The organism is Erwinia wuhanensis (genome assembly GCF_030484085.1).
GTDB classification, from domain to species: domain Bacteria; phylum Pseudomonadota; class Gammaproteobacteria; order Enterobacterales; family Enterobacteriaceae; genus Erwinia; species Erwinia aeris.
Genome location: NZ_JAUJUH010000013.1, coordinates 1 through 8,053, shown reverse-complemented (window position 1 = coordinate 8,053; position 8,053 = coordinate 1). Strand labels below are relative to the sequence as shown.

The 8,053-nt window shown below is 48.1% G+C and carries 13 protein-coding genes and 1 pseudogene; 2 read left to right on the top strand and 12 right to left on the bottom strand.

Annotation, left to right across the window (positions count from 1 at the left end):
* Positions 1-212 (top strand): hypothetical protein (locus QZH36_RS21255; protein WP_301731080.1); only part of this gene is annotated, 212 nt, incomplete at its 5' end.
* Positions 213-220: 8 nt separating this feature from the next.
* Here QZH36_RS21255 and QZH36_RS21250 read toward each other — a convergent pair.
* Positions 221-670, bottom strand: a complete 450-nt coding sequence (locus tag QZH36_RS21250; protein ID WP_445235138.1) for a hypothetical protein — start codon at positions 668-670, stop codon at positions 221-223.
* On the opposite strand from QZH36_RS21250, the gene QZH36_RS21245 reads away from it, so the two are divergent.
* Positions 558-899, top strand: a complete 342-nt coding sequence (locus QZH36_RS21245; RefSeq protein WP_301731081.1) for a SymE family type I addiction module toxin — start codon at positions 558-560, stop codon at positions 897-899. The genes QZH36_RS21250 and QZH36_RS21245 overlap by 113 nt on opposite strands.
* Before the next feature lie 52 nt (positions 900-951).
* Here QZH36_RS21245 and QZH36_RS21240 read toward each other — a convergent pair whose 3' ends face one another.
* The 11 genes and pseudogenes from QZH36_RS21240 to QZH36_RS21195 all read right to left on the bottom strand — a co-directional run.
* Positions 952-1,254: a hypothetical protein gene (locus QZH36_RS21240; protein WP_301731078.1), complete on the bottom strand. Its 303-nt coding sequence runs from the start codon at positions 1,252-1,254 to the stop codon at positions 952-954.
* Between the two features lie 706 nt (positions 1,255-1,960).
* Positions 1,961-2,839, bottom strand: a pseudogene (locus tag QZH36_RS21235) (VENN motif pre-toxin domain-containing protein); the annotation flags it as partial.
* Positions 2,840-2,956: 117 nt separating this feature from the next.
* Positions 2,957-3,148: a DUF4926 domain-containing protein gene (locus tag QZH36_RS21230; RefSeq protein ID WP_125290993.1), complete on the bottom strand. Its 192-nt coding sequence runs from the start codon at positions 3,146-3,148 to the stop codon at positions 2,957-2,959.
* A gap of 14 nt (positions 3,149-3,162) precedes the next feature.
* Positions 3,163-3,957, bottom strand: coding sequence for a DUF6883 domain-containing protein (locus QZH36_RS21225; protein ID WP_301731077.1), 795 nt, complete (start codon positions 3,955-3,957; stop codon positions 3,163-3,165).
* Between the two features lie 26 nt (positions 3,958-3,983).
* Positions 3,984-4,202, bottom strand: coding sequence for a hypothetical protein (locus tag QZH36_RS21220; protein ID WP_301731076.1), 219 nt, complete (start codon positions 4,200-4,202; stop codon positions 3,984-3,986).
* A complete protein-coding gene (locus QZH36_RS21215; protein WP_301731075.1) occupies positions 4,199-5,059 on the bottom strand; it encodes a hypothetical protein in 861 nt (286 codons plus the stop codon). The genes QZH36_RS21220 and QZH36_RS21215 overlap by 4 nt, the downstream gene beginning before the upstream one ends.
* A gap of 104 nt (positions 5,060-5,163) precedes the next feature.
* On the bottom strand, positions 5,164-5,388 hold the full coding sequence (locus QZH36_RS21210; protein ID WP_367317874.1) for a hypothetical protein: 225 nt from the start codon (positions 5,386-5,388) through the stop codon (positions 5,164-5,166).
* Positions 5,385-5,612: a polymorphic toxin type 17 domain-containing protein gene (locus QZH36_RS21445; RefSeq protein ID WP_367652777.1), complete on the bottom strand. Its 228-nt coding sequence runs from the start codon at positions 5,610-5,612 to the stop codon at positions 5,385-5,387. The genes QZH36_RS21210 and QZH36_RS21445 overlap by 4 nt, the downstream gene beginning before the upstream one ends.
* Positions 5,613-5,650: 38 nt before the next feature.
* Complete coding sequence (locus QZH36_RS21205) at positions 5,651-6,277, bottom strand: DUF6862 domain-containing protein (protein WP_301731074.1); 627 nt, start codon at positions 6,275-6,277, stop codon at positions 5,651-5,653.
* 136 nt (positions 6,278-6,413) lie between these two features.
* Entirely contained in the window at positions 6,414-6,857 is a 444-nt protein-coding gene (locus QZH36_RS21200) for a PM0498 family protein (RefSeq protein WP_508825042.1), read from the bottom strand.
* A partial coding sequence (locus QZH36_RS21195) for a VENN motif pre-toxin domain-containing protein (RefSeq protein WP_301731072.1) occupies positions 6,854-8,053 on the bottom strand: 1,200 nt, incomplete at its 5' end. The genes QZH36_RS21200 and QZH36_RS21195, both read right to left, overlap by 4 nt.

Below are 8,053 nucleotides of genomic sequence, written 5' to 3'. Positions count from 1 at the left end.
CCGAGCATCTGGCTGCCAATAGGGCCGCCGCTGCTCATGCCCACGCTCTGGTGTTCGACCTTATAGTCCGCGCGGTTTTCAATACTGCTGAAGCCCAGCGTGCCCGTATCCAGCCGGTTTTTATCCGCCGCTGCCGTCGAGCTGATACCACGCCGAAAAGGCAGTCACGCATGATCCAGAAAAGAACTGTGGAGTGGCGAAAGCTGGATTAACTGCATGATTACCAATGAAAGATCTTGGGGAGATGGCCTTGATTTACATAGTAACCGTTTAATTTTATATATAACCGTATTTTTTCACTCGGGAATAGAGGATATAATATCAAACTTACATTGAATATAAATAATTTAGGCGACAAGGCTATTACATTATAAACATTGTTCAGGTAACCATATAAACAGCTTGGCCTGCTGGCAGAAGCTAAACCAACATCGTTACCCAGCCAGCCCGGGCGCTCTGTCATATCAATGCCGCCCTGAGCAATCTTCTTATCAACAACTTGCGCTTCCAGTGGATTATCTTTCAGTTTTTGTTCAGTGTCTGCACTTTGCTTATCGCTGACCTTTTTCCACTTATCGATAACTGCCTGGCAGTCACCACCTGAGCTCCGGCAATCTGACAGCTCTTTATCAAAACTCAGTGACTGGCTGGAAGAGGCTGGATTTACGATCGACACGCCGGTTGAAGTCCGGGTGCTGCCGGGCTGTCTGATCGTGACTGCTAAGGAACCGCAGCCAGAAACGGCAGAGCCGAAAGTCGTCGTCGCGTTGCATAAGGCCTGTAAAAAGCTCTCTGCCCGCAAGCAGCGTCAGATTGCGGAGTTTATCCAGGTCATTGCCACGCCGCAGAAGCGGCCACGGAGGCTCCCGGAAGGAACTGTGGAGTGGCTGCCGCTTTAAGGTAATAAGCTGATTGTAAAGTTAAATCCCGGCCAGACCGGGATTTTGTTAGTCAGTAAAAGTCAGGCTCTATTTGACCTTCAGCTTTTAGAATTTCAATAAAACGCTTGTAAGTCTTTGGATCGCCCTCGACAAGATCATCCAATATTCTTTCTGCAATGAGTGGTTTAACAAATATACCATCTTCAAAAAAAATAAAATCACCTGACATTGTAGGATCAACAATGCCTACTTTATCTGCATTAAAAACAGATAAGCCATAATCTTTTACTAAACCATAGAAATAGGTTTTGCCTTTAATCCAGTAAATGGCATAGACATCTATTAGTGTTCCGTCGTTTTCTTTTATTTTCATTTAACAGCATCCTTAATAGAATCAATCACCTTGGCAGGGTCATTAACACTTCTCTGAGGTGTGGTTATTTTCATATCATAAGCTTTACCAGTTATGGAATTATATTGGTAATGTACTGTTATAGTTGAGCCATTAGATAGTTTTTGCTTTGCTTCCATTTTCTGGAAGCCTGCAGATGTTGGGAAGCGAGCATCCTTATTCATTCCTTTGAGCGGTTCTCCTGCAGAACCTGGATTAGCCCGAATCTGATTCCACACAACTTTCTCATTCAGATCACGCGGGAAAGCATTCTGTATCCCTTTAGCTGTCGTTGTAAATTCAGCTCTCTCAATTAACTGCTGCTGTTCCCTTGTTAGCCGCGATATTGGATTGTTTGCTGTCGGTTTCTCAACGGTTAACCCAAATATCACACCTGCCAATACCGCCTTACTGAGGTTATTCTTGTGCAATTCCGTATTGTTAGCCACCGGTTCCAGCTCAGAGATTGAGTAGGTAACCAGCTGCTGACACTGTGTATTACAGTCCGGCGAAGCCTTTAGTACTTTCAGCTTCTCAAGCTCTGCTTTCTGCTCTCTAATCGGTATTGCTGTTGTAAGCGCCTTACCCTGTTTCTCTGCATCCAGCTTTTTCAGATCTGCTACAAGCTGGTCTCTCTCCTCATCGGTCTTCGCGTTTGCATATTTCTCGGTGAATGACGTGACGTCCGTATCGCTGAGATAATTATTCTCAACCGCGTTCTTACCCGCCTGAGCCCCCGCAACAACATCCGCCGTACTGTCACCCACTACGCCGCCAGCGTCCCCAGCGCACTTATCGTCTGTCGCTGCTCCTCAGACAGGTCTTTACGTTTAACGCCCGGATACAGCTGCTGCGCGATGTACTCGCCCATCACCGCGCCCGAGGCTCCGGCCAGCGCAGCATTGCCCGCCGCGTACGAGGTTACCGCACCCAGCACCGCGTGCGCCATCAGGTTCGCCTGGACATTAACCTTACCGTTCGCATCTGTGGTCAGCTCGTGTATCTTTTCCGCCAGGTACGGTGACGCCCGCTGCGATATATCGGCTTCCGTATAGGGCTTACCGCTTGCCGCCAGCTGCTCACGCGCCGCCTGAAGAGCCGCCGGGTCCTGCTGCGCCTTCATCCCCGCTATCTGGCCCTGCGTCCGGGCGATATCTCCCGCCTGAGCGCCTATCTCACCTATCAGCTGCGCCGCCTTCAGCCGGTTCTGCTCCTTCTCTTTATCAAAGATGACGTCCAGCCCCGGATTGGCGTTAGCCACGTCGCGGCTGAGGTCTGCAACGTCCTGCGTCTGCTTTTCCTTATCGCGGATAACTATCGTACCTTCCGATACCGCCGCCTTCGTCACCGAGTCCGCGCTGCCGCTGTCGTTCAGCCCCGCCAGCATGCCGTTCGCCATGTTCCCGGCGAACTGACCGCCCACGCTGCCGCCCGTGCTTATCCCCGCACTCTGGTGCTCTACCTTATAGTCCGCGTGATTGTGGATGTCGCCAAAGCCCAGCGTGCCGGTGTCGAGTTTATTCAGGCTGGCATCTGCCGTACTCGCAATAACCGCGCCGTTCAGCTGGAGATTACCGCTGCGCCCGGTGTGCTCCGGTTGCAGCGGCGGTAAGCGGGGGATTCAAGGGCTTGAAAGCAAAAATCCCGGCTCACTGGCCGGGATTTCATTTATTGGAGCATAATATTAGTTCAATAGCCGAATGTCGTCTGGATAAACAGTCAAAACATCTAACGTCTCACCATTAGCATCAACAAACTCTACTTCATAGCCTAAAGTAGGTTCTGTATATACCATGACAACAGCACCTTTACATCCTGCAGCTATAGAGTCAGATAACACTTTAGTGGCCTTAACGACATCATATTCTTTAATCATAATTTTAGCACCCGTTATTTCTTAGCCGGAATAGCTGTCACAAGTCTAACGACACCATCATTATTCTTAATCCAACCGAATTTCACATCTATTGTTCTTCCGTTAGCACCAGTGATAGATATTACTTGGTCATATTTAACACCGTGCTGCGTTTCTGCTGTTTTCACAGCTTTGCCTGGTTCGAAGACAATTTGTTTCGCAAGATCGCTTGAATTCCCTTTGTTAAAACCGAGGGCTTTATCAAACCATTCAGCCTTGCTTCCGCCAACAGGATGATCTTTCGCTAACAGGTAATTAGTTAATTTATTATCAACACTAGTTTGCGTCTCTGGTGCGTTTTTCGCTCCGTTTTTGACTGCACTTCCTCCAGTATTAGGCTTATTTTTCCCAACTCCTGCCGCAATTCCCGCAGCACTGGTTCCTGCCACCTGTGCCAGCGAGTTTATCGCGAGCTGCTTCGCTTCAGGTGAATCACCGGACATCAGCGCATTATGAATCGCCGCATTTCTGTCCGCCTCAAGCTGGATCGTAGTCACCTGAAGGATTGAAAGCTCGTTCTGTTCTGCCGGACTCAGACCGCCATCAGCTCGGGCTTTTTCCAGCAACTCACTGGTACGGTTAGCATAATCAGCCTGTAACCTGCCAACTTCATTCGCTTTATCAACACAGTCCTGAGCGCCTGTACACTCCATCACGCGCTTTTGTTGTGCTGCTGAAATCTGCTTGTACTTCTCGGTTACTGCGCCTTCACAGGCTTTGTTGCCCTGACACTGCGACATTTCCTGAACGCGGGACTGGTTTTCCTGCACACTCAGCGCATTATTCTCAACAACAACTACTTACGAGAATGCCTTCGTATTTGTAGGTAAAGTATCAACCAAGTGCCAGCCCCTCCCCATAACCCGACAATAGCACCAATCACCCCATATTTGATATACACCTCTTGAGAGATTGGTTCTGGAGTGATAAGCCAAATGCTAACTACCATTCCTAAAGAAAAAGTAACTGCCAGAATAAACATCAGCTTAATAAGTTCTAATAGAGGATGTTTCATTTACCACCTCCATTAGCTTCTTTTTGAGTCACACTACTTGCACCTTCTGATATTAATGAACCACCAAGCCCACCCAGGGTCCCAGGTAAAGGACTCATTTCACCACCTTTTAATAAATATCCGGGACCAAAAGACGATTCAGAGTATTTTAAGGCATTTTTGCTGGCGTCCATTCCAAGCTGGTTTTTGATGTATTGCGATTCAAACTTATTAGTAATTGAAGCACCAATATTATAGCCAAGGCCTGTACCAGCCATGCTACCCACTACTGATGCAGTACTGTCCTGGCCTTCAATCTGGCTGCTCATGTAAGCACTACCGGCACCCAACAACTGGTTAGCGTAATATCCTTTCCCGGCTGTACCTGCACCGGTTAAGCCTGACATCATGAAACTGAGATAATCGAACTTCTCACCGGTATTGCCGGTTGCAATCTGGACCGCCCCATTTGCCCCGAAGCTCAGCCCGGCACTGATAACTTTTTCTGACAATGTTGCCGATGAAGCAAACAGTGAACTAACCCCCGCTACAGCCCCCCAATAATTTTCGGGCTCACCGAAGAAAGCCAGAGCTCTATCCCCCTGTGACGTATTGCTATTCAGATAGTTCAGGTCGTATCTGTTGCCTTCAATGACGTAGTCCTTCACATCCTGGTTTTCCAGCGAACCATATAGCCAGCCAGGTCGACCTGCCGCGCTGAGTCCGCCCTCAATATTCCATTTATCTTCCCCGGATAGAGCCGTCAGAGGGTCAGCAGAGACATCAATATGCAATTTCAGTCGGTTATCAGCACTAATTACAGCATACTTGTTCTGTATATCTCCGCATTCACGGCCAGCTTTACGACAGGCTGTCATTTCTCTGTCAAAAGCATGCGCCTCGTCGTAGCTCAGATAGTTATTCTCAACCTCGTCGCTGAGTGACAGATAAAAATATCCCGGTTTGAAGACCGGGATATTTTTCAGTAATAATCTTCTCGCGTAAAACAGACACCTGTAGGTACAAGATCATCTTTATCAAAGTAAACAGCCATTTCTTTTCCATGTATGGCAACAGAGTAACCATACACAACACCATTTTCCTCGCTTATGCCAAGAACCGCCCCCTTACAGCCAACATATTTATTATTCTTGGCTCCAGCTATGACTTCTACTTCATAATAAAAATCAATTTTCATATCAATCACTTATGAGTAACCTTACCATCTAGAGATATGTTTAGATGCGAGCCATCGCGTGTCGCCCAACCTAACTGAGCTTTACCAGTACGTGATAACTGTACATCCCATTCAAACTCCTGCCCTGCTGTACGAGATGGGCCTTTTACCCATTCATTCTTAAATTTGTCAATATAACCATTATTTGGCCCTCTCGGTAGAGGTTGAGATGGAGAGTATCCTTCCGGCGGTATGTAACGGATTTTCCCTTTATTAGGAAGCTGAACATAATTTATACGGGCTTTAGTTGACCATGGTTGCGCACTGCCATACCGGCCAGCGCTACCGCTATCGCCTGCGTCTGCATTGCAGAGTCATAATCTTTCGCAACGTCATTCCAGTCACGATGCGTTGACGCCGCTATTGCAGTTATCGCCTGGTCACGGCTGATACTTCCCGCATCCACTCCCTGAAGAATGTTTTCCAGATTCGCCGCTTCGTGTGGATAAAGATCCTTATAAATAAGCGAATAACTGACATTTTCACCGTACTTCTTCAGTGCTTCCTGTGCCGGGCTAACCAGCGCACCACAGGCTGAACCCCCTTTATTACCATCCGTACAGACCGCTTTTATCGCTTCATCACGCGCTTTACCTGTCTGATTAATCGTCGCCAGTTCTTTCGCTTCAGCCGGTGTTAACTCCTGTTTCAGGTAGTCGCGCTTCGTCTCCAGCTGTTTCTTTCTGTCTGCTTCCTGAACGCTCAGCCAGTTATTCTCAACAACAACTTCATCCGCTACGGCATCAGCAGCAGTAACCGATTTTTCCCTGTCTTTTCCGTGAGTTAGAAGCTGTTTTTCAGTGCATTCTGATGTACCGACGCATAGCCCCGACGCGCACTTTTGCACCCCGTTATCCATTTTCCTGACACTGTTAAAGAGCAACTATAACAACCGTAGTAGTATCAGGCATGCAAAGCGTGCCAATAAAATTGGCCACTGATTACAGCAGCACGGTCAGCCTGCAACACAAGGGTTGGGATTTTTTTCTTACAATTCAAAGTGGTGTACTCGTTTCCAGAATAGCATCTTCATATTTGTCAAGATTACTATTTAACCAATTTTCACCTTCGCGCTTCATATGAATTTTAATAACAGATCCAAAATCATCAAGAGAAATAATGACATTTAGATATTCAGCCTTATTATCATTATTACATTCCCATTGACTTAGTATTTTATTACAAAATAAACAAGAATAGTCTAGGTATCTTTCTGAAACGTAATCATCGATATGGAAGGAATTTACGAAACATTCAATTCCTGTTTTATCAAAATGATTATTTATCCCAGGATTACCCTTGAATAGACCAGCCAAAAAGACACATCCATCAACTATTATAAAACCACAATCCACCCATAGTTGAAGTTCTTCAGGAAGAGAGAGGTCCTTCCAGTCTGCATTGATAATTTTCTTCATCATCAGTGAATTACACTTCATTTTTTCTCTCCAAGATATTGCGTCATACCTTTATCGATAGCTTTCTTAAATGAGCTGTCATTCAATAAGTTATTTACTGATTTAGGCGCATCAGGGAATGAATTTTTTTGGGGATCGTAAAGGTATTTATTTCCCTTATTATCCTGATAATGTAACTGTCCTGGTCTTTGACCTGGATTAGGGTTTTCAACATCTATTCGTTCTTTTCCAGTACCTTTCCATATAGTCTTACTGGCAGTTTGAACACCATTCTGACCCAGCATCGAATCTTGCTGAATATTACCTTTTCCTGAGCCAGCCTTTCCAATCCCGGCAGCTATTCCCGCCGCACTGGTTCCGGCTACCTGTGCCAGTGAGTTTATCGCAAGCTGTTTCGCTTCAGACGAATCATCAGACATTAACGCATTGTGAATTGCCGCATTTCTGTCTGCTTCAAGCTGAATAGACGTCACCTGAAGGATCGAAAGCTCGTTCTGATCTGCCGGACTCAGACCGCCATTAACTCGCGCTTTTTCCAGCAACTCATTGGTACGGTTAGCATAATCAGTCTGCAACCTGCCAACTTCATTCGCTTTGTCAACACAGTCACGAGCGCCTGTACACTCCACAACACGCTTTTGTTGTGCCGCTGAGATCTGCCTGTACTTCTCGGTGACTGTTCCCTCACAAGCTTTATTGCCCTGACACTGAGACATTTCCTGAACGCGGGACTGGTTTTCCTTAACACTCAGCGCATTATTCTCAACCGCGTTCTTCCCGGCCTGCGCGCCCGTCACCGCACCGCCGGCACTGTCCCCGGCAAGCCCGCCCGCCAGCCCCGCCGCGAGCGTCCCCAGCGCGCTGATGGTCTGACGCTGCTCCTCGCTCAGGTCTGCACGGTCCACGCCCGGATAGAGCTGCTGCGCGATATACTCGCCCGCCGCGCCGCCTGACGCTCCCGCCAGCGCCGAACCGCCCGACGCCTGCGCCACCGCCGCGCCCAGCACCGCGTGCGCTATCAGGTTTGCCTCAACGTTAACCACCTCTTTGCCGTTTGCATCCGTGGTGGTGGTCGCTTTATGTATCAGCTCCGCCAGGTACGGCGCCGCACCGCCCGCAACGGCTCCCGCCACGTTGCCGCCCGCCAGCGCCGAGGCCGCCGCCGTCGCCGCGCTGATGCCCTGCTGAAGGGCGCTGCCCGTTCCCCACGGCGCCAT

Excerpts from the sequence above, each read along its gene's own strand:
- QZH36_RS21240 (WP_301731078.1), bottom strand. The coding sequence starts at position 1,254 with ATGAAAATAAAAGAAAACGACGGAACACTAATAGATGTCTATGCCATT.
- QZH36_RS21230 (WP_125290993.1), bottom strand. The coding sequence starts at position 3,148 with ATGATTAAAGAATATGATGTCGTTAAGGCCACTAAAGTGTTATCTGAC.
- QZH36_RS21220 (WP_301731076.1), bottom strand. The coding sequence starts at position 4,202 with ATGAAACATCCTCTATTAGAACTTATTAAGCTGATGTTTATTCTGGCA.
- QZH36_RS21215 (WP_301731075.1), bottom strand. The coding sequence starts at position 5,059 with ATGACAGCCTGTCGTAAAGCTGGCCGTGAATGCGGAGATATACAGAAC.
- QZH36_RS21205 (WP_301731074.1), bottom strand. The coding sequence starts at position 6,277 with ATGGATAACGGGGTGCAAAAGTGCGCGTCGGGGCTATGCGTCGGTACA.
- QZH36_RS21200 (WP_508825042.1), bottom strand. The coding sequence starts at position 6,857 with ATGAAGTGTAATTCACTGATGATGAAGAAAATTATCAATGCAGACTGG.